At 67.9% G+C, this 26946-nt stretch carries 23 protein-coding genes; 5 read left to right on the top strand and 18 right to left on the bottom strand.

The genetic code is table 11. From position 1 onward, the window contains the following. Positions 1-94: 94 nt before the first annotated feature. The 6 genes from denD to ASE63_RS12725 form a co-directional block, all read right to left on the bottom strand. Complete coding sequence (gene denD, locus ASE63_RS12755) at positions 95-1075, bottom strand: D-erythronate dehydrogenase (protein WP_056801483.1); 981 nt, start codon at positions 1073-1075, stop codon at positions 95-97. Between the two features lie 26 nt (positions 1076-1101). Beyond that, on the bottom strand, positions 1102-1848 hold the full coding sequence (locus ASE63_RS12750; protein WP_056801480.1) for an SDR family oxidoreductase: 747 nt from the start codon (positions 1846-1848) through the stop codon (positions 1102-1104). A gap of 33 nt (positions 1849-1881) precedes the next feature. Beyond that, positions 1882-2577 (bottom strand): GNAT family protein, encoded by a 696-nt coding sequence (locus ASE63_RS12745; protein WP_056801479.1) that lies wholly within the window; start codon positions 2575-2577, stop codon positions 1882-1884. Beyond that, positions 2574-2900 carry a hypothetical protein gene (locus ASE63_RS12740; protein WP_056801478.1) on the bottom strand — a complete coding sequence of 109 codons (327 nt, stop codon included), beginning with the start codon at positions 2898-2900 and terminating at the stop codon, positions 2574-2576. The genes ASE63_RS12745 and ASE63_RS12740 overlap by 4 nt, the downstream gene beginning before the upstream one ends. Further along, positions 2897-3736 (bottom strand): isocitrate lyase/phosphoenolpyruvate mutase family protein, encoded by an 840-nt coding sequence (locus tag ASE63_RS12735; RefSeq protein WP_056801475.1) that lies wholly within the window; start codon positions 3734-3736, stop codon positions 2897-2899. The genes ASE63_RS12740 and ASE63_RS12735 overlap by 4 nt, the downstream gene beginning before the upstream one ends. A 260-nt stretch (positions 3737-3996) precedes the next feature. Continuing rightward, complete coding sequence (locus tag ASE63_RS12725; protein WP_056801471.1) at positions 3997-5811, bottom strand: IlvD/Edd family dehydratase; 1815 nt, start codon at positions 5809-5811, stop codon at positions 3997-3999. A gap of 273 nt (positions 5812-6084) precedes the next feature. Here ASE63_RS12725 and ASE63_RS12720 point away from each other — a divergent pair, with 273 nt between their 5' ends. Beyond that, complete coding sequence (locus tag ASE63_RS12720; protein WP_056801469.1) at positions 6085-7269, top strand: pyridoxal phosphate-dependent aminotransferase; 1185 nt, start codon at positions 6085-6087, stop codon at positions 7267-7269. A gap of 16 nt (positions 7270-7285) precedes the next feature. Here ASE63_RS12720 and ASE63_RS12715 read toward each other — a convergent pair whose 3' ends face one another. Further along, a complete protein-coding gene (locus tag ASE63_RS12715) occupies positions 7286-8107 on the bottom strand; it encodes a DUF3108 domain-containing protein (protein ID WP_056801467.1) in 822 nt (273 codons plus the stop codon). Positions 8108-8386: 279 nt separating this feature from the next. Between ASE63_RS12715 and rpmB the strand changes: the two genes are divergently transcribed. Next, positions 8387-8674: a 50S ribosomal protein L28 gene (rpmB, locus tag ASE63_RS12710; protein ID WP_056801465.1), complete on the top strand. Its 288-nt coding sequence runs from the start codon at positions 8387-8389 to the stop codon at positions 8672-8674. Between the two features lie 191 nt (positions 8675-8865). On the opposite strand, the gene ASE63_RS12705 is transcribed toward rpmB, so the two are convergent. From ASE63_RS12705 to ASE63_RS12670, 8 genes are all read right to left on the bottom strand, one after another. After that, complete coding sequence (locus ASE63_RS12705) at positions 8866-9873, bottom strand: esterase-like activity of phytase family protein (protein ID WP_056801463.1); 1008 nt, start codon at positions 9871-9873, stop codon at positions 8866-8868. A 64-nt stretch (positions 9874-9937) separates the two neighbouring features. After that, positions 9938-11839 carry a cobaltochelatase subunit CobT gene (gene cobT, locus ASE63_RS12700; RefSeq protein ID WP_056801461.1) on the bottom strand — a complete coding sequence of 634 codons (1902 nt, stop codon included), beginning with the start codon at positions 11837-11839 and terminating at the stop codon, positions 9938-9940. Next, positions 11836-12252: a GNAT family N-acetyltransferase gene (locus ASE63_RS12695; RefSeq protein WP_056801459.1), complete on the bottom strand. Its 417-nt coding sequence runs from the start codon at positions 12250-12252 to the stop codon at positions 11836-11838. The genes cobT and ASE63_RS12695 overlap by 4 nt, the downstream gene beginning before the upstream one ends. A 7-nt stretch (positions 12253-12259) precedes the next feature. Continuing rightward, the gene (locus ASE63_RS12690) at positions 12260-12610 is read right to left on the bottom strand and encodes a GFA family protein (protein WP_056801457.1); all 351 of its coding nucleotides are present in this window, start codon (positions 12608-12610) and stop codon (positions 12260-12262) included. Between the two features lie 13 nt (positions 12611-12623). After that, positions 12624-13610, bottom strand: a complete 987-nt coding sequence (gene cobS, locus ASE63_RS12685) for a cobaltochelatase subunit CobS (protein ID WP_056801456.1) — start codon at positions 13608-13610, stop codon at positions 12624-12626. Positions 13611-13899: 289 nt separating this feature from the next. Beyond that, the gene (locus ASE63_RS12680; RefSeq protein WP_056801454.1) at positions 13900-15084 is read right to left on the bottom strand and encodes a glycosyltransferase; all 1185 of its coding nucleotides are present in this window, start codon (positions 15082-15084) and stop codon (positions 13900-13902) included. Beyond that, on the bottom strand, positions 15081-16310 hold the full coding sequence (locus ASE63_RS12675; RefSeq protein WP_056801772.1) for a glycosyltransferase family 4 protein: 1230 nt from the start codon (positions 16308-16310) through the stop codon (positions 15081-15083). The genes ASE63_RS12680 and ASE63_RS12675 overlap by 4 nt, the downstream gene beginning before the upstream one ends. An 89-nt stretch (positions 16311-16399) precedes the next feature. Continuing rightward, a complete protein-coding gene (locus ASE63_RS12670; protein ID WP_056801452.1) occupies positions 16400-17062 on the bottom strand; it encodes a hypothetical protein in 663 nt (220 codons plus the stop codon). 120 nt (positions 17063-17182) lie between these two features. Between ASE63_RS12670 and ASE63_RS12665 the strand changes: the two genes are divergently transcribed. Next, on the top strand, positions 17183-17677 hold the full coding sequence (locus ASE63_RS12665; RefSeq protein ID WP_056801449.1) for a hypothetical protein: 495 nt from the start codon (positions 17183-17185) through the stop codon (positions 17675-17677). Between the two features lie 3 nt (positions 17678-17680). On the opposite strand, the gene ASE63_RS12660 is transcribed toward ASE63_RS12665, so the two are convergent. The 3 genes from ASE63_RS12660 to ASE63_RS12650 are packed head-to-tail and all read right to left on the bottom strand — an operon-like array spanning position 17681 to position 22822. Continuing rightward, positions 17681-19633: an adenylate/guanylate cyclase domain-containing protein gene (locus ASE63_RS12660; protein WP_056801447.1), complete on the bottom strand. Its 1953-nt coding sequence runs from the start codon at positions 19631-19633 to the stop codon at positions 17681-17683. A gap of 16 nt (positions 19634-19649) precedes the next feature. Beyond that, positions 19650-20099, bottom strand: coding sequence for a cyclic nucleotide-binding domain-containing protein (locus tag ASE63_RS12655; RefSeq protein ID WP_056801445.1), 450 nt, complete (start codon positions 20097-20099; stop codon positions 19650-19652). Beyond that, positions 20096-22822: an ABC transporter ATP-binding protein gene (locus ASE63_RS12650; protein ID WP_056801443.1), complete on the bottom strand. Its 2727-nt coding sequence runs from the start codon at positions 22820-22822 to the stop codon at positions 20096-20098. Before ASE63_RS12650 ends, ASE63_RS12655 begins: the two co-directional genes overlap by 4 nt. Before the next feature lie 259 nt (positions 22823-23081). Here ASE63_RS12650 and ASE63_RS12645 point away from each other — a divergent pair, with 259 nt between their 5' ends. Together ASE63_RS12645 and ASE63_RS12640 are read left to right on the top strand one after the other, a co-directional pair. After that, positions 23082-24965, top strand: coding sequence for an ABC transporter ATP-binding protein (locus ASE63_RS12645; RefSeq protein ID WP_056801441.1), 1884 nt, complete (start codon positions 23082-23084; stop codon positions 24963-24965). After that, complete coding sequence (locus ASE63_RS12640) at positions 24965-26941, top strand: ABC transporter substrate-binding protein (protein ID WP_056801439.1); 1977 nt, start codon at positions 24965-24967, stop codon at positions 26939-26941. Before ASE63_RS12645 ends, ASE63_RS12640 begins: the two co-directional genes overlap by 1 nt. Positions 26942-26946 lie beyond the last annotated feature (5 nt).

Raw genomic sequence — 26946 nt, 5'->3', positions numbered from 1 at the left:
CCCGGCCTCATGGCCGGGCAGTCTTGTTTTCAAGCTTTAGCTTAACACGACAGGCGCTAGCCGACCCGCGCCGGCAGGCCGAAAGCCCGCCCGCTTACTTCACGAAATTGCCGCCGAGTTCGTCCTCGATATGGATGCGGATGATCTCGTCGAAGCTCGACTCGGCCTTGAAGCCGAGCGAAAGCGCGCGCTGCGGATCGAAGTTGCGTGGCCAGCCCTCGACGATCTTGTCGATGACCGGATCGGGCACGCGTTTGATCCTCGCCACGACATTGTCGCCGGCGACCTTGCGCAGGGACTCGATCTGCTCGGCAACGGTGCAGGAATAGCCCGGCATGGTCAGCGCGCGGCGGGGCCCGACCGCGCCGAGATCCATGGTCGAGGCATGGATCAGGAAGTTGACGGCCGAGCGCGGCGAGGCATGCCAGTGACGAACCTGGTCGGAGACCGGCAGCACCGCCTCGATGCCGTTCAGCGGCTCGCGGATGATATTCGAGAAGAAGCCGGAGGCCGCCTTGTTCGGCGTGCCGGGCCGCACGCAGATCGTCGGGAAGCGGATGCTGATGCCGTCGAAGAAGCCGCGACGGGAATAGTCCGACAGCAGCAGTTCGCAGATTGCCTTCTGGGTGCCGTAGCTCGTCAGCGGCGTCGTGAAGAACTCGTCCTCGATCTTCTCGTGGAACGGCGCACCGAAGACCGCGACCGAGGATGTGAAGACAAGGCGAGGCTTGTAGCCGCCCGCCAGCCGGATCGCCTCGAACAGGAAGCGCGTCCCGTCGAGGTTGATCCGGTAGCCCTTCTCGAAATCGGCCTCGGCCTCGCCGGAAACGACGGCTGCCAGATGCACGATCAGTTCCGGACGCGAGGCGATCAGCGCCTCCGCCTGGCCGGGCACGGCGAGATCGGAGACCACCGCCTCGAAGGCGAAGGCCGCACCCGCCGGCGCCTGGGCAGCGACGACATCCTGCGCCGTGATTTTGGCGATGGTCTTGCCGCCGAGCTGGCCGTCACGCGCCAGCCGCTCGATGAACTTGCGGCCGGCCATGCCGGCGCCGCCGAGAACGAGAATATGCATGGGCTTCCTCCCTGTTTTTCTGGCGCTCAGAGAGCGAAGCCGCCATCGGCGAGATGGATCTGGCCGGTGGTGTAGCTGGCCTCGTCGGAGCCCAGATAGACCGCGAGCAGGGCGATCTCCTCGGCCGTGCCGAGCCGGCCCATCGGCTGGCGGTCGATGAAGGCCTGGCGTGCGGCGGCTTCGCTGACGTTCTGGATCTTGGCGAGATCCTTGATCCGCTGGTCGAGCGAGGGCGACTGGATCGTGCCCGGGCAGATCGCATTGGAGCGGATGCCCTTCTTGATGAAGTCGGCCGCGACCGCCTTGGTCAGCCCGATCACCGCAGCCTTGGTGGTGCCATAGGCGTAGCGGTTCGGGATGCCACGGACCGAGCCGGCGCCCGAGGCGATGTTGACGATCGAGCCGGCGCCCTTCGCCAGCATCCCGGGCAGGAACGCCTTGATCGTGCGGTGCATCGAGGTGACGTTCAGGTCGAAGGAGAAATCCCAGGCCTTGTCGTCGGTGTCGAGCACGGTGCCGTGATGCACGAAGCCCGCGGCGTTCACGAGGATGTCGATCGTCCCGACCTTGGCCGCGAAGCTTTCCACCGCCTTGCTCGACAGCACGTCGAGCTTGCGCTTCTTCGCCTTCGGAATCCCCTCGAGCAGGGCGACGTCCTTGTCGGTGGCCCAGACGGTCGCGCCTTCGGCGACGAAGGCCTCCGCAATCGCCCGGCCGATGCCCTGGCCCGCCGCCGTGACGACGGCGACCTTGCCCTTCAAACGTCCTGCCATGATCTGTCCTTCGCTGATCTTGTCTGCTGCAATTCAGGCCTGAGCGGCCCTGAAAGTTTCGAGGCGCGCCTGCTGGCGCCCCTCGGAATCGAAATTCGCCGGATCGAGCCAGGCCTCGAAACCGGCGTTCACGCCCGGCCATTCGCTGTCGAGGATCGAGAACCAGGCGGTGTCGCGGTTGCGGCCCTTCACCACCATGTGTTGCCGGAACAGCCCCTCATAGCGGAAGCCGAAGCGAAGCGCCGCGCGCTTGGAGGGTTCGTTCAGGTCGTTGCACTTCCACTCATAGCGTCGATAGCCGAGCGAGAAGCCATAGGCGCCGACGAGATGGACCGCCTCCGTCGCCACGCGCGTGCGCTGCAGGCTTGGCGAATAAGTGATCCAGCCGATCTCGAAGACGCCATGCGCCGGCCTGATCTCCATGATCCAGAGATGGCCCTTGGCCTTGCCGTCAGCCTTGTCGATCACGGCGAGAGGCACGATGCCGGCCTGCGCGACCATCGAGGTGAGCAGGGCGCCATAGGCATCCCGGTCCTTGGGCGGTTCGGCCGGCAGCCAGTCCCAGACCTGCTCCTGCCCGCCATTGGCGGCCCAGATATCGTCGAGATGGCGGGCGACGTCGAGCGGCTCCAGCCGGCAATAGCGGCCGTCCAGCACCTTCGCCGGCGGAAAGGGCGGCGCCTTCCAGCCTTCGAGCCCGGGATTGGCGGCTTCGGCGGTGCTCGTCATGGCTTGGTCATCTCCCGCCAGCCGGTCAGATCGGTCGAGACGGCCCAGCCGGGCCCGAGTTCCGCGGCGATGGCCTCGGCGATCGCGGCCCCCTCGCCCTCCCATTCGGCCTGCTCGGCCGCGCTGGGAAAGCGCGAGCGCGCCTCCTCGTCTTCCTCATAGATCGCGTCGAAACTATCCATCCAGGCTTCCAGCCGATCGGCGAGGTCGTCGGGCAGGCCGACATCATCGGCGTCGACGGCCTTGCGCCGGCCCTTGGCATCGACGGTCCAGAGACCGCTCCGGCCGAGCCATGCCGGCGCGATCAGCAGCGTCCCGCTCACGAGTGCGCCTTCCGGTCTTCGCTGAAGAAGGGGTTGAGCGGCGCCGAGGCGCCGTTGCCGGCAAAGCCCGCGAAGCTGCCCTCGTCGCGGATCAAACGCGTCGCCTCGATGAAGGCGGCCCAGGCGGCGCGGGCCAGCGCCCCGCCGATCGAGATTCGGCGCGTGCCCAGCGCCGCGATATCAGCGACCGTCAGGCCGAAATCGCCATAGACCAGCGTGTTGACCGGCTTGTCCCCGGCCGCCGCGACGATCGCGCCGATCTGATCCCGCGTCTTCGGGCCGGGCGCGTAGAGCACGTCGGCGCCCGCCTCGGCATAGGCCGCGATGCGCCGGACCGACTCGTTCAGCGCGTCGGGATGGCTGGTCAGGAAGCATTCGGCCCGCGCGGTGAGCAGCACGCCGCTCCCGGTGTCGTCGATCGCCTTGCGCGCGGCGCGGATGCGCTCGACGGCGAGCTCGAACGGGTAGAGCGGCTCCTCGTCGCGGCCGGTCGCGTCTTCGATCGAGAGCCCCGCCACACCGGTCGCAACGCAGAGCTTGACGTTCGCGGCGACGCCGTCCGGCGTGTCGGCATAACCGTTCTCGAAATCGGCATTGACCGGCAGGTCGGGCACCGCCTTCACCAGCTCGGCCAGATGCGCCAGCATCATGTCGCGCGGCACGTCCTGGTCGGCACGGCCCTGCGTGAAGGCGAAGCCCGCGCTGGTCGAGGCCAGCGCCTTGAACCCCTGCCCGCGCAGCCAACGGGCCGACCCGAAGTCCCACGGGTTCGGCATCACGAAGCAGCCCGCCTCGTGCAGCTTGCGGAAAGCGTCGACCTGCGGGGAATGGCTCATTTTAAATCGTTTCAAGACGAACCGGGCGGCGGGCCGGCATAGTGTCGGGCTCGGGGGCGTTTGTCAGCCCCGGAGGCGCGCGCAGCAGGATCGGCGCCAATGCGCGGGTGGAATGGCGCCCGGCCTTCCAGCATCTCCATGCCGCCACGCTCGGGCTTGTCCCGAGCATCCACGTCTTGAACACGAGCTTCGACCAGCGAAAGACGTGGATGGTCGCCACAAGGGCGACCATGACGGTTGAGACACCCGCTCCGCAGCGCTCAGTGGTTGTCGCGCGGCACGCCGAAGGTCTTGTGGATCTTCTGGTACTTCACCGCCGGCTTGAGGACCATGCCCTCGGAGAGTTCGTCGACGATGTTGCGCTGGATCTCCTGCCATGGCGTCTGGCTCGGCGGGTATTTGTAGCCGCCGGCCGCCTCCAGCGCTTTGCGACGCTCGGCCAGCTCCTCGTCAGAGATCAGGATGTTGGCGGTGCGCTTCTTGAGATCGATGCGCACGCGGTCGCCTGTCTTGAGCAAAGCGAGCCCGCCGCCGGTCGCGGCTTCCGGCGAGGCGTTGAGGATCGAGGGCGAGCCCGACGTGCCGGACTGGCGCCCGTCGCCGATGCAGGCCAGCGCCGAGACGCCCTTCTTGATCAGGTAGTCCGGCGGCCGCATGTTCACGACCTCGGCCGCGCCCGGATAGCCGATCGGGCCGACGCCGCGGATGAACAGCACCGAATGCTCGTCGATCGCGAGCGACGGGTCGTCGATGCGGTGGTGGTAGTCCTCCGGACCGTCGAAGACGATCGCCTTGCCCTCGAAGGCCATCGGATCGTTCGGGTTCTCGAGATAGCGCTTGCGGAACTCCGGCGTGATCACGCTGGTCTTCATGATCGCCGAGTCGAACAGGTTGCCGGAGATGTTGAGGAAGCCGGCCTCGGCCTTCATCGGCTCGTCATAGGCCTTGATGACCTTGCGGTCGCCCGAGAAGAAGCCCTTGCAGTTCTCTTCATGGGTGCGGCCATTGGCGGTGATCGCCGGCTTGAGCTTGCCCTTATCGAGCAGCTCGGCGATGACCGCGGGCAGGCCGCCGGCGCGGTAGTAATCCTCGCCGAGATACTCGCCCGCCGGCTGCATGTTGACCAGCAGCGGAGTGTCGTAGCCGATCTTGGTCCAGTCCTCGTTGTCGAGCGCGACGCCGATATGCTTGGCGATGGCGTTGACGTGGATCGGCGCATTGGTCGAGCCGCCGATCGCCGAATTGATGACGATGGTGTTCTCGAAGGCCTCGCGGGTGAGGATGTCGGAAGGCTTCAGGTCCTCCCAGACCATCTCCACGATGCGAAGGCCGGTGAGATAGGCCATCTCGTAGCGGTCGCGATAGGGCGCGGGAATCGCCGCCGCGCCCGGCAGCGTCATGCCCATCGCCTCGGCCAGCGCGTTCATCGTCGAGGCGGTGCCCATCGTGTTGCAGTGGCCGGCCGACGGCGCCGACGATGCGACCAGGTCGACGAAGCCGCGATAGTCGATCTCGCCGGCTGCCATCATCTGGCGCGCCTTCCAGACGATGGTGCCGGAGCCGGTGCGCTCGCCTCGGAAGGAGCCGTTCAGCATCGGCCCGCCCGGCAGGGCGATCGCCGGGATGTCGACGGTGGCCGCGGCCATGATCTGGGCCGGCGTGGTCTTGTCGCAACCGGTCGTCAGCACGACGCCGTCGAGCGGATAGCCGTAGAGGATCTCGACCAGCGAGAGATATTGCAGATTGCGGTCGAGCGAGGCGGTCGGCCGCTTGCAGGTTTCCTGGATCGGATGGATCGGGAACTCGAAGGGCACGCCGCCCATCTCGCGGATACCGTCGCGGATGCGCGGCGCGAGCTCGAGATGGTGGCGGTTGCAGGGCGCGATGTCCGAGCCGGTCTGGGCGATGCCGATGATCGGCCGGCCCGATTGCAGCTCCTCGCGCGACAGGCCGAAATTCATCGTGCGCTCGATATAGAGCGCCGTCATGTCGGCATTGTCGGGATTGTCGAACCAGGCCTTCGAGCGCAGCTGGCTCTTGTCGATGCGGCGCTTGCTTTCCGGGGTCTTGGCCATCCTGGTTCTTCCTCTCGCGCGGGACGGCGCTGGCGGCCGTTTGCCGGTCGTTTCTTGAAACGATTGTAATCACGCCATCATGCCGATCGGCCCTGCCGGAGCAAGATGCAAAAGCGAGATAGTCATACTATTTCTGCAGCCCCGCCTTGCCGTGGCAGCGCCCGCGCACCGGTCTGCGGACTTGCGCCACGGCGCATTTTGGCGCCAAGACAAGCGCAAGAGCCCGGCGTAAGCGGGCCCGATCGAAGCCGCACGCCCCAAGGAAACGCCGTCATGACGCTGCATGTCGTCCCGTCCTTCGCCCGCATCGGCGAGGAGAATGCCTTCGCCGTGCTGGCGCGCGCCACCGAGCTGCAGCGCCAGGGCAAGGACATCATCAATCTCGGCATCGGCCAGCCGGACTTCCCGACCCCCGACCACATCGTCGAGGCGGCGGTGAAGGCCCTGCGCGACGGCCATCACGGCTACACCCCGGCCAACGGCATCCTGCCGCTGCGCGAGGCGGTCTCGGCGGATCTGCACAAGCGCTTCAAGGTCGAGGTCTCGCCGGACAGCGTGATGATCGTGCCCGGCGGCAAGGTCACCATGTTCATGGCGATCCTGATGTTCGGCGAGCCCGGCGCCGAGATCCTCTATCCCGACCCCGGCTTCCCGATCTATCGCTCGATGATCGAGTACACCGGCGCGACCCCCGTCCCGGTGCCGATCCGCGAGGAGAACGGCTTCGCCTTCTCGGCCGAGGAGACGCTGGCGCTGATCACCCCGAAGACGCGCCTGCTGATCGTCAACTCGCCCGCCAATCCGACCGGTGGCGTCACGCCCGAGGCCGAGGTCGACAAGCTCGTGGCCGGCCTCAGCGATTTCCCAGATGTCGCGATCATGTCCGACGAGATCTACGACCAGATGCTCTATGACGGCGAGGAGCATGTCTGCCTGCTGAGCTATCCCGAGATCCGCGACCGGCTGATCCTGCTCAATGGCTGGTCGAAGACCTATGCCATGACCGGCTGGCGCCTGGGCTATTCGGTCTGGCCGAAGCCGCTCTACGACAATGCCCGCAAGCTCGCGGTGAACTCGCATTCCTGCGTCAACGCACCGGCGCAATGGGCGGGGCTGGCGGCGCTAACCGGCCCGCAGGACGCAGTGGCATCGATGCTGGCCGAATTCGACCGGCGTCGGAAGGCGGTCGTCGAGGGGCTGAACGCCCTGCCCGGCATCTCCTGCATCGTGCCGAAGGGGGCCTTCTACGCCTTCCCGAACGTCTCTGAGACCGGCTGGAAGGCCAAGAAGCTGGCCTCCGCGCTGCTGGAGGAGGCAGGCGTCGCCACCATCGGCGGCCCGGATTTCGGCGTCCATGGCGAGGGCTATATCCGCCTCTCCTACGCCAACTCGCTTGATAACATCGAGCGCGCGCTGGAGCGGATGAAGGGTTTCCTGGAAAACGCCAAGGCGGCCTGAGCCCCGCTCGGGCCGCTCACTCCCGCCGGGAATTCGTCGCGGTCTGGCCAGGATCGACCTTGAAGCTCGACGCTTCCAGCACCGCCGTCCCGATCATCGTCTTCACCGAGACGCGCACGGGCACCATCAGGTTGGTGCCCGCGACTGGCGCCAGCCAGGTGCTGATGTCCTTGTTCTCGACCATGAACTTGGTGCTCGGCCGCAGCGCCCGATGGCCTGAGATCGGCACATAGCGCACCTGGCAGACCGCGACCGGCCCGCTATAGCCGTCGAGCTTGACCTCGCGCGTGCCGGTCTGGCTGAGCCTGATGTCGTAGCGCGCCGCGCCGTCGAATATCTGCAGCGTGCGGTTGCAGGCAGAGGCGAGGCCCTTGCCGTTCACCGGCATCAGGAAGGCGGAGAGCGGATCGACGATGTTGCGCCGGTGGTCGTCCTTGATCGGCACGCGGTCCGGCTTGGCGTCGATCGGCGGCACGATCTCGACGGCCGAGACGCTGTTGCTGTCGAGTGCCATCCGCACCGTGCGGCTCTCGCTGGAGCTGGCCGAACTGACGGCGAAGCTCGCCGGCGACAATCTGGTACCGTTGAGGCTGCCGGTCGCGGCGCCTGAGCCGCGCCCGCCGGTGAAGCCGCCGACCAGGCCGGTCAGCTTGGCGGCGACGTCGAGCTTGTAGTTCGAGCCGTCGATGCCGCCATTGAGGCTCGCCGTGCCGAGCGTCAGGCCGAGCAGCGAGACGTCGTAGCGTGCATCGAGCGAGGCCGCGGAGAGATTCGTTGCACCGAGAGTGGCCACGGCGAGGGCGAACCCGGCCAGGGACGATGCGATGGCGGGCTTCATCCACTTCCTCCGGGCGTTCGGCGTTGATCGGGACATGCGCTGCGAATCGGTCCGAATCGTGGCCCCTTTCGCCGCTTTTGGCGAGCCACAAAGCGCAGCTCCTCGCGCGTCCGGGATCACATCGGCGATAGTGGCGCCGGCCGCGTGACTTTTCCTTGACGCCTCCGCCGCGCTTGGCTATGGAACCGCGACTTGATTTTGACTTCCGGTGCTCATGTCCGGCACGACGCGTGTCGGCATTTTTGTTTGAGCCAGCCGGTTGCTGTAAGGAACGACACCATGGCGCGCCGTTGCGAACTGACCGGGAAAGCCACCCAGACCGGCCACCTCGTCAGCCACTCGAACCGCAAGACGAAGACCGTCTTCCGGCCGAACCTTGTGAACGTCACGCTGCAGTCCGACACGCTCGGCCGCGCCGTGCGCCTGCGGATTTCGGCTAACGCGCTCCGCACGGTCGATCATCGTGGCGGCCTCGACGCCTTCCTGATCAAGGCTCCGGCCGGCGACCTCTCGACCGGCGCCCTGACGCTGAAGCGCGACATCGAGAAGAAGCTCGCCACCGCCTGAGCGGATCGCGCTTCGCGACTGAATGAAGCGGCCGCAAGGCCGCTTTTTTCGTTTGGGCATCTCTTCGTTCGGGCTTGGCTCCGCCGTCCTGCTCGCCCTTGTGGCGAGCATCCACGTCTTGAACACGATACTCGACCAGCGAAGACGTGGATGGTCGGGACAAGCCCGACCATGACGGCCATAGCTCGCCCTTACTCCAGCCCGAATTCCAGCAGCAGCGTCCGCTGCAGGAACGAGAAGTTGTCGTCGGAGATCAGGGTCAGCACGGGGCGCCCGCGCTCCAGATGGACGGACAATCCCTCCATGTTGTCGATCTCCTGGCCGAGATCGGCTTCGATCAGATAGGGCCCATCGAGCAGCGCCCCCGGCTTCAGGCGCTCGCCCGCCACCCGGCGGATGCGCATCCCGACGCCCCTGAACGGCCGGTACCAGCGCTCCAGCAGCAGCAGGTCGCCATCGGGCAGGAAGGCGAGATCGGTGATGTCGAAGCCGTCATGCCGCGCCACCCTGAACAGGCCGGGCTGCGGCCCGCCGATGATGAAACCCGCCGTCGGCTCGTCCTCGGCTCCCGAGCGCTCCGCGATCGCGACGATGGCGCCCGCCAGCGGCTGGCCACGCGGCACCACGCCGATCGCCTCCAACCCCTTGTTGCTCGGCAGGCGCTTGGCTTCGCGCGGCACCGGCACGATCCGCGCCCGCGCCAGGACGCCGTCGCGGGCCCAGTCGAAACGCAGCACGTCATGCGTCCGCTCGACGCCGAGATAGGCGACGCCGTCGGCGATGCAGAGACTTTCCGTGTCGTAGTAGCGCGAGCGACGCAGCGGCCTGCCCGAGCTGCCGAGGATCGGCGCAAGCTCCGCCTCCGCGAGACCGGCGAGGCGGCCATTGCGGGAGCCGACCTTCGCCGTCAGCCACATGCCCTTGTCGGAGACCGCCACGAGGTCGTCACCCTGAGCGCTCCGCCAGAGCCCCGAGAAGCCGCCGAATGCCGAATCGCTGGCGCTCAGCACCAGTCCGCCGCGGAAGGTGAGCTTGCCGAAGCGGCTCTTCTCCGGATTGCGCGGTTCGAAGGCCGTGATCGGCCGGGCCGCGATGGCGACTGGGTTGCGGCTGGTTTCAGAGGCCTGGGCGAGAGCGCCCGGCACGGCGAACGCCGTCGAGGCGAGGCCGGCCAGAACGCCACGGCGGCTCAGGCTCATGGGCGCGCCGCGATGCCGCAGGCGCGGGGAACCGCGCAAAAATCCTGTACGACAGAGGCTGGCCTCACTGCAGGCGCCGCGAACCGTTCGACCCACGGGCATTCAGCCCGGCATCCTCCTCGAACAACTCGGCGAGCTTCTCCGTCATCACGCCGCCGAGCTCCTCGGCATCGACGATGGTGACGGCGCGGCGATAATAGCGCGTCACGTCGTGGCCGATGCCGATCGCGATCAGCTCGACCGGCGAGCGGCTCTCGATCTCGGCGATGACATGGCGCAGATGCCGCTCGAGATAGTTGCCAGCATTGACCGAGAGCGTCGAATCGTCGACCGGCGCGCCGTCCGAGATCACCATCAGGATCTTGCGCTGCTCGGGCCGCGCCAGGATGCGCTTATGGGCCCAGTCCAGCGCCTCGCCGTCGATGTTCTCCTTGAGCAGCCCCTCGCGCATCATCAGCCCGAGATTCTTCCGCGCACGCCGCCAGGGCGCGTCGGCCGCCTTGTAGATGATGTGGCGCAGGTCGTTGAGGCGGCCGGGATTGGCCGGCTTGCCCGATTGCAGCCAGGATTCGCGCGAGAGCCCGCCCTTCCAGGCGCGCGTCGTGAAGCCGAGCAGCTCGACCTTGACGCCGCAGCGCTCCAGCGTCCGGGCCAGGATGTCGGCGCAGGTGGCGGCGACCGTGATCGGCCGGCCGCGCATCGAGCCGGAATTGTCGATCAGCAGCGTCACCACCGTATCGCGGAAATTGACATCCGATTCCTGCCGGAACGACAGCGGCTGATAAGGGTCGATGATGATTCGCGGCAGGCGCGCCGGGTCGAGCGAGCCCTCCTCCAGGTCGAACTGCCAGGAGCGGTTCTGCTGCGCCATCAGGCGCCGCTGCAACCTGTTTGCTAATCTCGCCACGACGCCTTGCAGATGGGCGAGCTGCTTGTCGAGATAGGCGCGCAGGCGCGTCAGTTCCTCGGCGTCGCAGAGCTCCTCGGCAGTGACCGTCTCGTCGAACTTGACCGTATAGGCCTTGTAGTCCGTCTGTGGGCGGCCGTCGTTCTTGGATTCGCGCGGGCGCGGTGCCTCGCCGGCTTCTTCGGCCTCCGAGTTCTCGTCCTCGTCGTCCCAGTCGCCCGAGGGTGCGTCGGAGGCTTCGCTTGCCCCCTCCTGCAGTTCCTCGGTCGCCTCGTCCGAGACCTCGACCTCGGAGCGCTCGCCGGCGCTTTCCTGCTCGGCCTCGCCGTCCTGCTGCTGCTGTTCCTCGGAGGACTGGTCCTGGCTGTCCTCGTCCTCATCCGATTCGTCGCCCTGCGAGGTCTGCTCGGCCATGTCGAGCGAGGCGAGCAGGTCGCGCACGGTCCGGGCGAAGACGCGCTGGTCCTCGACTGCCTTCGACAGCCGGTCGAGATCGGCGCCGGCCTTCTCCTCGATCTGCTCGCGCCAGAGATCGACCAGCTTCTCGGCCGCCTTCGGCGGCTTGAGGCCGGTCAGGCGCTCGCGCACCATCAGCGCCAGCGCATCCTCGAGCGGCGCATCGGCCCGGTCGGTGATCTCCTCGTAGCGCCCGCCGCGGTGATAGCGGTCCTCGAGCATGGCGCCGATATTGCCGGCCATGCCGGCCATCCGCCGCGAGCCGATCGATTCGACGCGCGCCTGCTCCATCGCGTCGAAGACAGCGCGGGCGGCATCGCCCTCGGGGGCGGCGCGGCGATGCACGCCGGCATCGTGACAGGCGAGCCTGAGCGCCATCGAATCGGCATGGCCGCGCAGCACCGCCACATCCTCGAGCGTCAATTTGCGCGGCGGTTCGGGCAGGCGGGCCCGCTCGCCGACGAGTGCAGGCTTGTCGGCCGCGAAGACGATTTCCATCTCCGGCTTGCGCGCGATCGCCTTCATCGCCGAGGAAATGGCCCGCTTCAGCGGCTCGGCCGGCGCTTCCTTGCTCGTTCCAGGCTTGCGATTGGAAATGCTCATAGCGCCTTCGCGAAATGGTGGATCCGATGGCCGGCCACGGGATAATCTTCCATCAGGCCGCACTGGCGATAGCCCAGCTTCGGATAGAAATCCGGCGCCTGCAGGCTCATCGTACTCAGATAGACGCCGCGCGCACCTTGATCGCGCGCCGCATTCTCAGCCATGGCGACGAGGGCCTCGCCATGCCCCTTGCCGCGATGCGCATCGTCGATCCAGAGCAAGTCGATATGGAGCCATTCCCATTTCAGCTCCCCGATCAGGCCGCCGACGATCGCATCGGCGTCATCACGCAGGCTGAGCGCGAAAGGCTGGCTGTTGCGTGCTCCCACGACCGCTGCGTTGAAGGCGCTGAGGCCGCCGACGACGGCCTCCCGCGTCGCCGCGACATCGGTCTCGCGCTGTATCGTGGCCATGGCTCTCCTAGCGGGAACGCCCGTCGAACACAGTCGGCGTCAGCTCCGTCGGCTCGACGCCGGCCAGGCAGCGGACATTGACCGCGACCGTCGCCGTGCCGTCCGGCATCGCACCGCGCGCGAAGGATTCGATGCCGCAGGTCGCGCAGAACAGATGCTGGATCTTCTGCGTATGGAAGCGGTACTCGGTCAGCGCCTCCTCGCCCTTCTTCAGCGTGAACGCCGTCGCCGGCGCGAAGGTCAGGATCGAGCCGCGGCGCTGGCACCAGGAGCAGTTGCAGACGACCGTCCGGTCGAGGTCGGCCTCGACCTCGTAGGCGACCCGCCCGCAATGGCAACTGCCCTCGAACCGCGCCATCGCCGTCCGCTCCTCAGCTCAGGACCACGTTTGCCGCGCTCTCCGGCAGTTCCTTGCCGAAGGAGCGCTGGAAGAACTCGGCCACCAGCGTGCGCTCCATCTCGTCGCACTTGTTCAGGAAGGTCACCCGGAAGGCGAAGCCGATATCGCCGAAGATCGCGGCATTCTCGGCCCAGGTGATGACCGTGCGCGGGCTCATCACGGTGGAGAGGTCGCCGTTCATGAAGGCGTTGCGGGTCAGGTCGGCGACGCGGACCATCTTGTTGACGATGTCCTTGCCGTCCGGCGTCTGCTGGTAGTGCTTGGCCTTGGCGAGGACGATCGCGACCTCGTTGTCATGCGGCAGGTAGTTCAGCGTGGTCACGATCGACCAGCGGTCCATCTGGCCCTGGTTGATCTGCTGGGTGCCGTGATAGAGGCCGGACGTGTCGCCGAGTCCGACCGTGTTCGCTGTGGCGAACATGCGGAAGGCGGGATGCGGGCGGATGACGCGCTTCTGGTCGAGCAGCGTCAGCTTGCCGGACTGCTCGAGCACGCGCTGGATCACGAACATCACGTCCGGGCGGCCGGCATCGTATTCGTCGAAGACGAGCGCGATGTTGTTCTGCAGCGCCCAGGGCAGGATGCCGTCCTGGAACTCGGTGACCTGCTTGCCTTCCTTCAGCACGATCGCGTCCTTGCCGACGAGATCGAGGCGGGAGACATGGCTGTCGAGGTTGACGCGGACGCAGGGCCAGTTGAGACGGGCGGCGACCTGCTCGATATGGGTCGACTTGCCGGTGCCGTGATAGCCCGAGATCATGACGCGACGGTTATGCGCGAAGCCGGCGAGGATCGCGATCGTGGTGTCGCGGTCGAAGCGATAGTCCGGGTCGAAATCCGGGACATGGGCCTCGGTCGTGGAATAGGCCGGCACCTCCAGGTCGGTGTCGATCCCGAATGTCTGGCGCACCGACAGCTTCATGTCGGGCAGGCCGGCGGCAGTCGTCGTTGTCATCATCTAGTCTCCGGGCGTGAAACGAGGGCCGGGTAAATGACCGGTTGTCCCAGCGCCGACCGAGGAGGGAGGCATATCAAACCCTAATTAGAGCGAAAGCCCGGCAGCGGCAATTCGCAAAGCGCCGGGGCAGCCGTTCGCCGGAGGCATGCCGAAAGGACAGGAGACATGACGCAAGAGCCGTGCCGGCAAGCCCCCAGGCCGCCGGAGCGTGCTGCATTTTCACGGAACAGCGCATCGTTTCGGGTCGGCCGCAGCCAGGAAAGACGGCACGCCTCCGTCAAAACACAGCTCACTTAGCCCGCTCAGCCAGAAGCCGCTGCACGATGCCCGCGACCGTGCCCGCCCCGTCGCGGTCGATTACGAGGGCAGCCGGCGGCGGGCGCCTCAGCGCCGCTTCTACCGCAGCCGCGAAGGCCGCCGGCGCCGCCGCGGCCTCGTCCGAAAGCCGCAGACATCGCGCCAGCCCCGCCCGCTCCATCGCCTGCGCCCGGACCGCCTGCTCGGTCTCGCCCCCCTCGTCGAAGGGCACGACGATCGCCGGGCGGGCGGCCGCCACCAGATCGAGCACGGTGTTGTAGCCGGCCTGGCTGATCGAGAGGGCGCAGCGGGCGAGCAGGTCGGGGAAATCCGGGCGCGCCCGCTCGACGGTGACATTCGGCGAGGCGGCTTCCCGGAGGGCGACGAAATCGGCTTCGGCAAGGCCGCGGCCCGCGAGCAGGCGCCAGCGCCGCCTGGACAGCCGCGCGGCCTCGAGGCACAGCCGGAACAGCGGCAGCGCCGCCCCCGAACCGCCTCCCGACGCCAGGATCTCGCCCTCCCCTTCCAAGCCTTCATCCTTCGAGGCCCGCCTACGGCGCTCCTCAGGATGAGGGCTCGCGGGAGCCGCCGCGACATAACCCGTGTAATGCAGACGGGGCACCAGCTCCGGCGACACCGGCCAGGAGGCCTCCAACGGCAGGAAATCGCGATCGCCGTGAACCAGCACTCCGTCGAAATATTCGGCGAGGCGCCGCTCGGCCTCCGCGATCCGCTCTGGGCGCGGCGTCACCAGTACGTCCCGCACCGAAGATAGGGCCAGCGCCCTGGGATCGGCGGCCTTTGCCGCGCCGATCAGGGCGAGAAACTCCTCCGCCAACTGCCGGCGGCCGAAGGGGAAATGCTCGGTGATGACGACGCCGGGCCGGAGCGACGCCGCCAGCCCGTCCAGCATGGCCCTGCGTGCCGTCAGCCGTTCCGTATCGACCGGGCGGCCCTCCTCATCGAGCAGGTTGCGAAAATCGACGCCCTCGACCTTCACCGGCGGCAGTTGCACGAAATCGAAGGGCTCGGCCGCCATCCCCCGCAACGGCATGCCGCCGCTGGCGAGCGTGACGGCGAAGCCGTGCTCCGCCAGAGCCCGCGCCAGATGCGCCGCCCGCACCAGATGCCCGCTGCCGAGCAGATGCGTCACCGCGATCAGGACGGCGGTGGTCATGCCAGACCGACTCCGGTCGAAAGCCCGGCGGAAACCCGCAGCTTCGCCGCGATGCCGTCGAGCCCCGCAGCGGCGGAGAAGGAACCGGTCAGCCGCGCAAAGGCGGCGTGCCCGAGCTGTGCGCGCCGTTCCGGGTCCGCAGCAAGGTCGGCCAGCGCTTTCGCCAGCGCCTCGACATCGCCGGGCGGGACCAGCAGCCCCTCGATGCCGTCGCGCACGAATTCGGGAATGCCGGCGAAATCCGTGGCGACGATGGGCAGGGCCTGGCTCGCCGCCTCCATCACCACATTGGGCAAGCCGTCGCGGTCGCCATCGCCGGCCTGCCGCGAGGGCAGCACGAATAGATCGGCCTCGCGCAGCGCGCCGATGACCTCGGTTTGCGCCTTCGGTCCGGCCCAGGTGACGCGCTCCGCGATGCCCAGCGCCAGTGCCTGCGCCTGCAGCGCTTTCAACCGCTCGCCGCCGCCGATATGGGTCAGCCGCCAGCCGAGGCCAGGAGGCAGTTTCGCCAGCGCTGCCAGCAGGTCGTCGAAACCCTTCTTCTCGACGGCACGGCCGATCGTGACGAAGCGCACCGGATCGGCGGCATCGCCGCCATCCCGCGGCGGCCGAGGCGACGGCACCGGAAAGCGCGCGAGGTCGAGCCCGTGATAGACGAGGCCCACCTTCTCCGCGTGGTCGGCGAGGCGCGTCAGCTCGCAATGGCCGTCCTGCGTGCAAGTGACGCCCCAGGCCGCGGCGGCGATCTTCTCGCGCTTCTCCCAGTCCGCCGTCGTCCAGATGTCCTTGGCGTGGGCCGAGAAGGACCAGGAGATCCCGCGCAGCAGCGCCGCATAACGGATCACCGAGGCCGGCGTGTGCAGGTAGTGCACATGCAGATGGGTGGTCTCGTCCGGCAGCTCGCGAGCCATGACGCAGGCCTGACCGAAGCGGCGCAGGCGGTTGCGCGTCCGGTCGCGGGCGAGATCGCGCAGGACGACGCCGAATAGCCGCGTGAAGCCGGGCTGGGTCAGCGCCCGTAGCATGCCGCGCAGCACCCGCCCCGGCTCCTCGTGCAGATATTCCGGCAGGTAGCTCACCGGCGCGGTGATCTGGTTGTGCATCAGGTGCCGCGCCACATCGGTCGGCCGGCGCAAGGACCAGATCGCGAAAGCCAGGCCGCGCTGCTGCAGGCCGAGCAGTTCCTGCGCGATGAAGGTCTCCGACAGGCGCGGATAGCCCTTCATCGCGACGGCGATGCGCGGCGGCGCCTCCCTTGTCGACGCGATCGAGGGCGATGCCTCCCGCCCGTCGGATCGCTGCGCCTGCGCCAGGCTCATCGCCGCCCGATCAGCATGAAGCGGGTATAGTTCTTAGTCGGCTGCGCGCCGGCGAACAGCAGATCCGACAGGCCGGCCTGCGCCTTGAAGTCGTCGAGCGAACCGACGCAGCTGCGATGGTCCGGCTCGCGAAAATAGTCGTTGGACTGCAGCAGCAGCGGAAGTCCCGGCGGCAACGTCGCCAGCCAGCCCGGCACATCGTCGAGATGCTCGCAGCTCGTATTGATGACAAGGCCTGGCCGCGGCTGCTGCGCCGCGAAGTCCAGCGTCGTCATGTCGGCGGTGATAGCCCGGAAACGTCCCGATGCGACATGGCGGCGATTGAGGCGCTCGGCAACCGGCGCGCAGGTAGCGTCCCGGTCGAGGCTGACGACGGCCGGGATCGCCAGCCGCTCGTCGGCGAGCAGCAGTGCTCCCAGCACGCCGTACCAGGCCCCCAGCATCCAGACCGGTCCCTGCGGCTGCGGCATCGCCTGCGCCAGCGCATCGACCAGCCAGCGCTTCGAGCCGATCTGCTTGTGATTGAAGGCGATCCAGAGATCGGGCGGCATCTCGTCCGCGACGAGACGCGCGAGGTCCGCCACCACGGCGTTGCCGGTGAGGGCTGCGACGCCGCGCAGAATGTCATAGAAGGCGTCGGGAGGCGTGTCGCGTGTCATGCCGTATCGGGAGGGGTGAAGGTGGCGAGACCATATGCAAGCGCCGCAGCAAAGACCAGCGACGCCGCCGAGGCGCCACGAGGCACCCTTCTGCCCCAGTTGTCCGGACCGGCGGCGGCCATGCGGCAGGTACTCGCTGCCCATGCCGTACGCAACTGCGCCCATATCGTCGAGATCGGCGGGGCCGGCCTGCCGATCACCGGCTTCCTGACCCATCGCCCCGAAACCGTGACCGTGATCGACCCGAAGATCCCGGATTTTTTGGCCTCGACGCTGAACGGCGCCCCTTGCCGGCTGCGCCATCACGCCGCCAAGCTGCAGCAGGTCGAGCTCGCGCCGCCGGGGCCCTACGCCCTCATTCTGCTCGGGCTGTCGCTCAAGCCCTTCGGGGCGCGTGGCGCGACCCCGCCCGAACTGCTCGCACTCGCGGCCGGCGCCGATGTCCTGGTGATCGACTACGCGCTCGATCTGGAGCGGGCGCAGGGGCAGATCGGCGCGCTGACGGGAACGCGCAGCGCGCCGCCGACGATCGATCTCGCCCTGACGATCAATGACGAGGGCCTGCGCAAGGCCGGCTTCGACCGCAGGCGCTTTCTCGCCTTCGGCCCCGCCTGAGCGTTACGGCTCCGCCTCATCGGGAACTGCGGCCTTCTTGGCTGCAGGCTTCTTGACCGCAGCCTTCCTGCGGGGTGGCCGCCCGCCCCGCGCAGGGCGGGCCCCATCCGTCACGTCTCGCGGCGAAGCCTCCTCGCGCAAGGCAGCCTCCGCCGGCGGAGCAGCAAGCTCGACGCCGACAGCACCCTCGGCGTCTACGACCTCCCTCTCCGCCACAGCGACCTCCATCCCCGCGTCGGAGTCGGCAAGAGCATTCATCTCCTCCTCCGGCTTCGCGATCTCGGGGGCACTGGCGAAGCCGAGCGCGTTCAGCGGCGTCTCCCGCCCCTGGATGGTGATCTTGAGCGGCGTCGTGCCGCGATAGAAGCGCCCGCTGATGCGGACGGTTTCCTCCGAGACGAGAATATCGGCCAGCACCCGGCGCGTCGCGAGCTCGAGCTGGCTCGCCACCGCCACGGTCTCGCCGACGGTGATCTCGCGCCGGCCGAGGCTGTCGTTCTCCACCGCGCCCGTGATCGCCTGACCGGTATGGATGCCGATGCCGATCCGCAGCGGCAGCGGCAGCGCGGCGCCGAACTCCCGGTTCAGCGCCTCGACGGCGCGCACGATGTCGCCGGCCGCGCTGACCGCCGCCTGCGCCCCCTTGGCCGGCGTCCCTTCCAGCCCGAACACCGCCATGAAGCCGTCGCCATAGAAGGCGTCGATGCGGCCGCCATGGGCGGTGATGGCCTGCGACATCTCGTCGAAGAAGCGGTTGAGCAGCCCGATCAGCTCCTGTGGCAGCTGCCGCGCCGACAGGGCCGAGAACGCCCGCAGATCCGCCACCATCACGGTCAGCCCGCGCTTGCCGATGCTGGGATCGACCGCCAGATCGCCCGGCACGGTCGCCTTCAGCCGGGAAGCCAGCAGGATCTGGACCTGGATGTCCTCGCGCGGCCTGATCTGGCAGGCGAGGCGCACGCGATCCGGCGCCGCGATCCGGCTCAGCAGCCTGCGCTCGTTGGGTCCAGGCGGCGGCAACCCGTCAGCCCCGTCCAGCACCAGCACGCGGCAGGTGGCGCAGCGCGCCCGTCCGCCGCAGAGCGCCGCGTGGGGAATGCCGAAGCGCCGGAACATCTCGAGCACGGTCGCGCCCGGAGCGAGCTTGCGCACGCCATGGCCGACGAAACGCACCGTGATCTGCCTCGTCGTACGCACCCTGATCTCACGTATGGCGACGAAGGCGACGAAACCGCCGACCAGACCGTAGAACGCGGTTTTCGCCCACATCACATGCTGGTTGAACATGACGATCTGCGCGTCGGAAGCCGCTTCGGGCGGCGGCGCCATGGCGCCGGCCTCCCGGCCGCCGACAGCGAAGCCGATCAGAGCCAGCACCGGGATCAGGATCGCGGCGAGCAGGAACGGGTCGCGCCAGTGCCGGTAGCTGTCGCGCGAGCGCAGCGTGAAATGCAGGCCGATCATGCCATGCGTCCAGACCAGGAGCAGAAGCAGCGACTGCGTGCCGGCCAACCCCGGCCAGAGCCGCCGCAGGACGGCGCTGTAGCTCTCGTCGAGATTGAAATAGGCGCCCATCACACGGGTGCCGACGATGTGGTCGACCAGGAAAATCGGGATCGCGAGGCCCAGCGCGATCTGCAGCATCTCGCGCAGTGGCATCTTGAAGGTGCGCCGCTGCGCCACCCGGATCAGCGCGAAGAGCGGGTGTGAGATCAGCGCCCCGTAGAGCGCGACCGTCCCGATCCAGGAATGCCAGAGCCCGTAGCGCCATTCCTGCACCTGCTCCATCGCCGCGACGCCGGCGATGCCGGCTGCGTGGTTGAGAAAATGCGTCGCCGCGAAGAAGAGCAGCACCATGCCCGACGCGAAGCGGATGTCCCGGCTCCACGACGAAACCTGGTTCATGCCGGCGCCCATCCCGGCGCGCCGCGTGCCGGCTGCCTGCTCCAGGCTCATGCCCGCTCCCGCGTCATCAATGCATCTTCTCCTCGTGAAGCGCGGCATCCGCCAGGCGGTAGAGTCGCGAGGCGAGATCGCGCGACAGCGCCAGGCTGAAATCGGGGATCGTCTCGAGGAGTTCGAAGAACAGGTCCTTCGGCAGCCAGAGCGCGCTCACCGCGGTCTTGGCCGTGACCTCGCCGAGATAGCGCCGGCCGCACAGGATCGGGACGTCCCCGAGCAGGCTTCCCGACGCCAATGTGATGCGCCGCCCGCCCCCTTCGGGATGCTCCTGCGTGATCTCGACCTCGCCCTCCAGCACGACATGCACCCCAGCAGGTTCGTCACCGGCATGGATGATCCGTTCCCCCGCCGCGAATGCGAGCTTCTGGCCCATCAGCGCCACGAGCTTGAGCCGCGGCGGCGGCAGGGTGCCGAACAGCGGCAGCCGGCGCAGGCAACTGATATCGGTATCAAGGCTCATGGTCGCGCCTCCATCCGTTCGATATCGCCGGACCGCCTCGGCGTCGCGGCGTCCGCCTCTCCGTCGGCCGTGCTTTCGACCGTGCCTGTCGGTCCGATGAAGACGATCCGCAGCGGAATGTCGCCGACGAGACTAGCATCCCCGGCAAGGAGAAACAGCGTCATGCCGGCGCAATGCTCCCTCAGCCGATCGACGACCGCCTTTGCCTCGCCGGACAGCGCCAGGAAGGCGCCGATATCGAGCACAGCGATCTGCGGTGCCTTGATCAGGGCCTGGGCCAGCGGCACCGCCAGCTTCAGCCGCGCCGGCAGGTAGCGGCCCCGGATACCGCAATCGGTGTTGAGGCCGATGCGGTAGAGTTCGCCGTCGAGCCCGGCCCGCGCGAGCGCGGCGCGCACGATCGCAGCCACCTTTCGGCGGGCATCGGCGACGCCGAAGCCGATACGGCCGAACATCAGGTTGTCGCGCAGGCTGGCGCCGAGCATCACCTTGCCGGGATCGTAGAAATCGACATCCTCGGCGGCGTCCGCCGGCAGATGCGCCTTGAAGCTCGCCCGCGCCCGCAGGATGCGCCGCCGCAGGCGCTCGTCAAGCAGGTTGAGCCGGTGCTTCGGCTCGATATAGCCCAGCGCCAGCGCCACCAGGTCGCGTTTGGCGGCTTCGTCGAGCGGCGCGCGCATGTCGTGCTTGTTCAGCAACGCCGCCAGCTCGCCCAGCCGCTCGAGATCGAGCGCGGCGTCGAAGGAATAGCGCTCGAACAGGGCATGGCCCTGCGGCAGGCCGGCAAAGATCTCGACCACCGTGGCGGCGATGCGCGAACCGACCTCGACGAGCGGTTCGACAAGCGATTCAGCCTGCAGGATCGCAACGGCGTAGGGCTCGAACAGCAAGGTCTCATTGGCGAAGCGCGGGGTGAGCCTTGCGCCGAAGATCAGATTCTCCGCGATCGTGGCGTTGGCGTTGTAGCCCTGCGGGTCGAAGGGCGTGATCAGCCCGGCAAGCTTGCTTTGGGCGAGTTCCTCGGCGACGGCCCGGCGCGCCTCGACGATCCGCGCTCTGGCCTCGGGCCCGAGCGCCGCTGTGACCTTGCCGTCGAGGCCGAGTTCATAGATGTCCTCGGCGCAGCCGAGAACATCGAGCACGGCCCGCACGCGTAAGGCCAACTCGGCCTCGTCGGCCACCCCGGCGCCGTCATAATCCGTCCAGTCCGCCTCGAACGAGAAGGGCGTGTTGCCGGAGCGGATCGCCTCGACGAAGCGGCGGTGCTCGGCCGGCGTGAGCCTCTCGTCGGTCGTCAGGCTGGGCCTGAGCCGTCTCAGCGGCAGCAGGATGTTGTCGCGGATCGTGCCCGCGATGACCTCGGTCTCGTTGCCGGCATAGCCGATCAGATGGCTCGCCCGCTCGACGGAAAGGCGCGCCAGGGGCGTGCCGTCGATCAGCACCCGGCCGGAATAGTTCATGGCCTGCCGGCCGAGGATGCGCCCGAGCACATCGAGCCCGCTGCCCGGGGGCCCGATCAGCGCCACCGTTGCCGGCCGCGGAATCCGTAGAGAGAGCGGCGTCAGCAGTGGCTGGCCGCGATTGTCCAGCATCTGCACGCTGTCGAGCCTGATCGCGCCCTTCTCGGGCAGCCGGATGATGCCTTCCCCCTCGTCGAGTTCCACCGTCTCGTCGGTGTTGAACTGGGAGATCACCTGCTCGTACTTGATGGTGACGTCGTTGCGCTGCTGGTCCCAGTCGATCAGTTCCTTGATCGGCGGCGGCAGGTCGCGATAGGCGGCGATGACGGCCACGAGCTGGCCGATGTCGAGCCGTCCCTGCAGGGCGAAGAAGCCACCGATCGCGTAGAAGAAGAACGGCGTGATCTGCGCCAGCAGGTTGTTCAGGAACTTGACCGCGAATTTGCGCTTGTAAAGCGCATAGCGGATGTCGAACAGCCGCCCCAGCCGCCCGGCGATGTCTGACTGGACATAGCTCGTCGCGCCATGGCCCTGGATCGTCGGCCCGGCATCGACAATCTCGCCGATGCGGCCGGCGAGCTGACGCGAGGCGATCTGTCGCTCGCGCCCGAGCCGCAGCTGCTCGCGCCGCAGGATCGGGATGATGATCGCCTGCGCCAGCACGATCACCAGCGCGATCGAGCCGAGCCAGACGCTCTGCACCATGATGAAGGCGAGCGCCGTGAGCGCCTGCGACAACAGGAACACCGGCTGGATGAAGGCGTCGCCGACGAAGCCGCCGATCGGCTCGACCTCGTCCTTGATCATGCTGGCGACCTCGGCCGGCTTGACCGCGCGCATCGCCTCCGGCCGGAAGCGCATGAGCTGGCTGAACAGGTCGTAGCGCATCCGCCTGAGCATGCGCTCGCCGAGAATGCCCTTGCGGACGTTGATGACGTATTTGAAGGCGCCGTTGATCAGGACCAGGAACAGGAAATAGCTGCTCAGCCCGATCAGCAGCCCGACCTGGCCGACCTGGAAGCCCTCATGGACCATATAGCTGCCGCCGCCGAGGAAGCCCGGCATATGCAGCGTGAAGTCGAGCAGCGTCGCGGTCTGCTTGCCGTCCCTGAACGCCCCGCCCTGGATCGCATCGTTGACGATCCGCTTCGGCACGTCGAAGGACGCCCAGTTGAACGGGATCGAGACGACGATGATCAGCAGGACGATGATCTGCTCGCCGCGGCTCTTCTCCCAGACATAGCGGAAGAGGTTGGTCTCCAACGGCAATCCTGTCCGACGCGCCTGGGCACCCGCCCGCCTTCTGGCCTGTTGCGTCCATATGTGTGCCAGCTTCGGCCCCAGCGCAATGCGCCGGCGACCGCAACGGTTCCATGGATCGTCACGCTTGCGTCACCGGCCCCGGGCAGGTTCCCTCCCACGCAGGCCCGGCTGCCGAAAGGCGTTGGCAAGGCGGCACTTTCCGCGTCTATTGACGTTGTGAGTTGTGGCGCGGGGCGAGGCGTCCTTGCGAAGGCGGCTGATGGATATCCTGCGGATCAGCGATTTGCGTATCGGCTTCACGATCCACGGGCTGGCCCGTGAGGTCGTGAAGGGGGTCAGCCTGCGCGTGCCCGCGGGCAAGACCGTCGCCCTCGTCGGCGAATCCGGCTCCGGCAAGTCGGTGATCTCGCAGGCGATCATGGGGCTGCTGCCGCGCGCCGGTGCGATCACTGGCGGCGAGATCCTGTTCCGCGATCCGCTCGCGCCGCAGTCGACGATCGACATCGCCGCCCTGCCCTCCGAGGGCAGCGAGATCCGGGCGCTGCGCGGCGGCCGCATCGGCATGATCTTCCAGGAGCCGATGTCCTCGCTCTCGCCGGTCCACACCATCGGCAACCAGATCGAGGAAGCGCTGCTGCTGCACCGGCCGATGCCGAAGCGCGAGGCCCGTGGGCTGATCGAGACGATGCTCGGGCGCGTCGGCTTCAAAGACCCGGCTCGTGCCTTCGGGCTCTACTCCTTCGAGCTCTCGGGCGGCCTGCGCCAGCGCGCCATGCTCGCCATGGCGCTGATCTGCCAGCCGGCGCTGCTGATCGCGGACGAGCCCACCACCGCGCTCGACGTCACCATCCAGGCCCAGGTGCTCGACCTGATGCGCGAGCTCCAGGCAGAGATGGGCATGGCGATCCTGCTGATCACCCATGATCTCGGCGTCGTCGCCAACATGGCCGACGAGGTGGTGGTGATCTTCCACGGCGAGATCATGGAGCGCGGCCCGGTCGAGGACATCTTCCGCCGCCCGCGCCACCCCTATCTCAAGGCGCTGCTCAAGGCCTCGCCACATTTCGACATGGAGGAGGGCGAGCGCCTCGTCGCGCTGCGCGAGGCGAGGCCCCGGCCGCCGGCGGCAGTGCGCGCGCCGGTGCCCGCCGCGGAAACGGCCAAGGCCGCCCCCCTGCTCAGCGTGCGCGATCTGCGCAAGACCTACACCACCGGCTCGCGCAGCTTCTTCGGCAAGGGCACGCTTAGCAGCGTCCTCGCCGTGGACGATGTCAGCTTCGACATCAGGCGCGGCGAGTGCCTCGGCCTTGTCGGCGAGAGCGGCTGCGGCAAGACCACCGTCAGCAAGATCATCATGCGCGCGGTCACGCCGGATTCCGGCCGGATCACCTTCGATGACGGCCGCGAGAAGGTCGACGTGCTCTCGCTCGAAGGCGAGGCGCTGCGCGCCTTCCGGCCGCGCGTCCAGATGATCTTTCAGGACCCGGTTTCCTCGCTCTCGCCGCGCATGACGGTGATGAACATCCTGCGCGAGCCGCTCGCCATCCACGACCGCGGCAGCGGCCGCGACCAGACCACGCGGGTCAAGGCGCTGATGCAGGATGTCGGCCTCGATGTCCGCTTCCTGAACCGCTATCCGCATTCCTTCTCGGGCGGCCAGCGCCAGCGCATCGGCATCGCCCGCGCGCTCGCGCTCGATCCGGACCTGATCATCTGCGACGAGCCGGTCTCGGCGCTCGACGTCTCGGTCCAGGCGCAGATTCTCAATTTGCTCAAGGACCTCCAGGCCGAGCGCGGCCTGACCTTCCTGTTCATCTCGCACAACCTCGCCGTGGTGAACTACATGGCGGACCGCATCGCCGTGATGGCGAACGGACGCATCGTCGAGATCGCGCCGCGGCACGCGCTGTTCGCGCGGCCGGTCCATCCCTACACCAGGGCGCTGCTGCGCTCGGTTCCCTACGCCGACCTGGACCGCAAGCTCGACTTCAAGCTGGCCGCACCGGGCGGCGCCTCCGACGCCAGCCAGTGGTCGCCCGTCTTCCAGCGCGATCCGGAGGGCGAGGCGCTGGCGCATCTGCCGCTCGGCGACGGCCATTTCGTCCTGGCCCGGCCGGGTGCCGACATCCGGGAGTTCGCCTGATGAGCGCATCCCGTCATTCCCCGACGCGGCGCGGCGCCCTGCTGCTCGGCACCGCCGCCTTGGTCGCGGCAGGGCTACCGCGGCTTTCGCGGGCGGCGACCGCGATGCCGGCCGAGCTGATCGACAGCCCATTCTTCGCCGAGATGGTCGCCGCCGGAAAGCTGCCGGCCGTCGCGCAGCGCGTGTCGCAGGCTCCCCGCATCGTCGAGGTTTCGGGCGAGGGCCGCGAGCCCGGGCGCCATGGCGGGACGATACGCTCGCTGATCGGCGACCAGCGCGACATCCGCATGATGACCCTCTACGGCTACACCCGCCTCGTCGGCTATGACTGGGATCTCGAGATCGCACCGGACGTGCTGGAGAGCTTCGACGTCGAGGAGGGCCGCATCTTCACATTGAGGCTGCGGCCGGGACACCGCTGGTCCGACGGCTCGCCCTTCACCGCGGAGGATTTCCGCTACTGGTGGGAGCATGTCGCCAACAATAGGCGGCTCTCGCCCGGCGGGCCGCCCCAGGCCCTGCTGGCAGGCGGCGAGCCGCCGCGCTTCGAGGTGCTGAGCGAAACCGAGATCCGCTACAGCTGGGCGAAGCCCAATCCCGTCTTCCTGCCCTCGCTCGCCGCCGCGCAGCCGACCTATATCTTCATGCCCTCGGGCTATCTGAAGCAGTACCACATCGACCATGCCGACCCGGTGACGCTGCATTCGCGCGTCAGGCAGGCCAGGGTGCGCGACTGGGGCGCCCTGCATGAACGCCTCTCGCGCATGTACCGGCCGGAGAATCCCGACCTCCCCACGCTCGAGCCCTGGCGCAACATCACGCCGCTGCCGGCCGAGCTCTTCGTCTTCCAGCGCAACCCGTATTTCCACCGCATCGACCAGAACGGCCGGCAGTTGCCTTATGTCGACGAGGTCACGCTCACCGTCGGCACCAACTCGCTCGTGCCGGCCAAGGCGGCGGCCGGAGAGGCGGATCTGCAGGCGCGCTATCTGCGCTTCGACAACTACACCTTCCTGAAGGAAGCCTCGAAGCGGATGAACTTCGACGTCCGGCTCTGGAAACGGGCGGAAGGCTCCTATTTCGCGTTGATGCCCAACTTGAACGCGATCGATCCGGTCTGGCGCGACCTGAACCGCGATGTCCGCTATCGCCGGACTCTGTCGGTGGCGATCAACCGCCGGGACGTCAACAAGGTCATCTTCTTCGGCCTCGCCCAGGAGAGCGGCAACAGCGCGTTGCCCGAAAGCCCGCTCTACGATGCCGAACATGCAAGCATGTGGACGCAGCACGACCCCGCCCTTGCGAACCAGCTCCTCGACGAGGCCGGCCTGTCGAAGCGGGACACAGACGGCGTCCGCCTGCTGTCGGACGGACGGCGGCTCGAGTTCACCATCGAGACCGCCGGCGAGAGCACCGAGGAGACCGACATCCTCGACCTGATCAAGCAGGATCTCTTCGCCGTCGGCATCAAGATCTATCCGCGCTCTACCCAGCGCGACGTCTTCCGCCGCCGCATCCTCGCCGGCCAGACCGTGATGTCGGCCTGGGTCGGCATGGACAACGCGCTGGTCTCGGCCGACATGGAGCCCGAGGCGCTGGCGCCCACCAACTCCGCGCAGTTCAACTGGCCGCGCTGGGGGCAGTTCCTGGAAAGCGGCGGCCTCCAGGGCGAGGAGCCCGACCTGCCGAAGGTGCGCGAGCTCGTCCGGCTCTACGAGGCATGGCGCGCCAGCACGACGCATGCGCAACGCCGCCAGATCTGGCAGCGCATGCTCGCGATCAATGCGGAGGAACTCTTCACGATCGGCGTGATCAACGGCACGCTGCAGCCGGTCGTGGTTTCGCGCGATCTGCGCAACGTGCCGCAGAAGGGCCTCTACAGCTTCGAGCCCGGCGCCTTCTTCGGCCGCTACATGCCCGATACCTTCTGGTTCGACACGGCGAAGACCGCGACCCCGGACAAGGCGAAGAGCTGACCGTG

The organism is Allobosea sp. Root381, assembly GCF_001429395.1.
Classification (GTDB): domain Bacteria; phylum Pseudomonadota; class Alphaproteobacteria; order Rhizobiales; family Beijerinckiaceae; genus Allobosea.
The sequence above is the reverse complement of the archived record's forward strand: the minus strand, read 5'-3'. Positions and strand labels throughout refer to the sequence as shown.

Bases quoted from the DNA above. Each gene is read 5' to 3' on its own strand.
- ASE63_RS12715 (WP_056801467.1), bottom strand. From the start codon at position 8,107: ATGAAGCCCGCCATCGCATCGTCCCTGGCCGGGTTCGCCCTCGCCGTG.
- cobT (WP_056801461.1), bottom strand. From the start codon at position 11,839: ATGAGCATTTCCAATCGCAAGCCTGGAACGAGCAAGGAAGCGCCGGCC.
- ASE63_RS12735 (WP_056801475.1), bottom strand. From the start codon at position 3,736: ATGAGCCATTCCCCGCAGGTCGACGCTTTCCGCAAGCTGCACGAGGCG.
- ASE63_RS12725 (WP_056801471.1), bottom strand. From the start codon at position 5,811: ATGGCCAAGACCCCGGAAAGCAAGCGCCGCATCGACAAGAGCCAGCTG.
- ASE63_RS12720 (WP_056801469.1), top strand. From the start codon at position 6,085: ATGACGCTGCATGTCGTCCCGTCCTTCGCCCGCATCGGCGAGGAGAAT.
- ASE63_RS12665 (WP_056801449.1), top strand. From the start codon at position 17,183: ATGCGGCAGGTACTCGCTGCCCATGCCGTACGCAACTGCGCCCATATC.
- ASE63_RS12660 (WP_056801447.1), bottom strand. From the start codon at position 19,633: ATGAGCCTGGAGCAGGCAGCCGGCACGCGGCGCGCCGGGATGGGCGCC.
- ASE63_RS12640 (WP_056801439.1), top strand. From the start codon at position 24,965: ATGAGCGCATCCCGTCATTCCCCGACGCGGCGCGGCGCCCTGCTGCTC.
- ASE63_RS12745 (WP_056801479.1), bottom strand. From the start codon at position 2,577: ATGACGAGCACCGCCGAAGCCGCCAATCCCGGGCTCGAAGGCTGGAAG.
- denD (WP_056801483.1), bottom strand. From the start codon at position 1,075: ATGCATATTCTCGTTCTCGGCGGCGCCGGCATGGCCGGCCGCAAGTTC.
- ASE63_RS12670 (WP_056801452.1), bottom strand. From the start codon at position 17,062: ATGACACGCGACACGCCTCCCGACGCCTTCTATGACATTCTGCGCGGC.
- ASE63_RS12695 (WP_056801459.1), bottom strand. From the start codon at position 12,252: ATGGCCACGATACAGCGCGAGACCGATGTCGCGGCGACGCGGGAGGCC.
- ASE63_RS12645 (WP_056801441.1), top strand. From the start codon at position 23,082: ATGGATATCCTGCGGATCAGCGATTTGCGTATCGGCTTCACGATCCAC.
- ASE63_RS12655 (WP_056801445.1), bottom strand. From the start codon at position 20,099: ATGAGCCTTGATACCGATATCAGTTGCCTGCGCCGGCTGCCGCTGTTC.
- rpmB (WP_056801465.1), top strand. From the start codon at position 8,387: ATGGCGCGCCGTTGCGAACTGACCGGGAAAGCCACCCAGACCGGCCAC.
- ASE63_RS12690 (WP_056801457.1), bottom strand. From the start codon at position 12,610: ATGGCGCGGTTCGAGGGCAGTTGCCATTGCGGGCGGGTCGCCTACGAG.
- cobS (WP_056801456.1), bottom strand. From the start codon at position 13,610: ATGATGACAACGACGACTGCCGCCGGCCTGCCCGACATGAAGCTGTCG.
- ASE63_RS12750 (WP_056801480.1), bottom strand. From the start codon at position 1,848: ATGGCAGGACGTTTGAAGGGCAAGGTCGCCGTCGTCACGGCGGCGGGC.
- ASE63_RS12705 (WP_056801463.1), bottom strand. From the start codon at position 9,873: ATGAGCCTGAGCCGCCGTGGCGTTCTGGCCGGCCTCGCCTCGACGGCG.
- ASE63_RS12675 (WP_056801772.1), bottom strand. From the start codon at position 16,310: ATGAAGGGCTATCCGCGCCTGTCGGAGACCTTCATCGCGCAGGAACTG.
- ASE63_RS12680 (WP_056801454.1), bottom strand. From the start codon at position 15,084: ATGACCACCGCCGTCCTGATCGCGGTGACGCATCTGCTCGGCAGCGGG.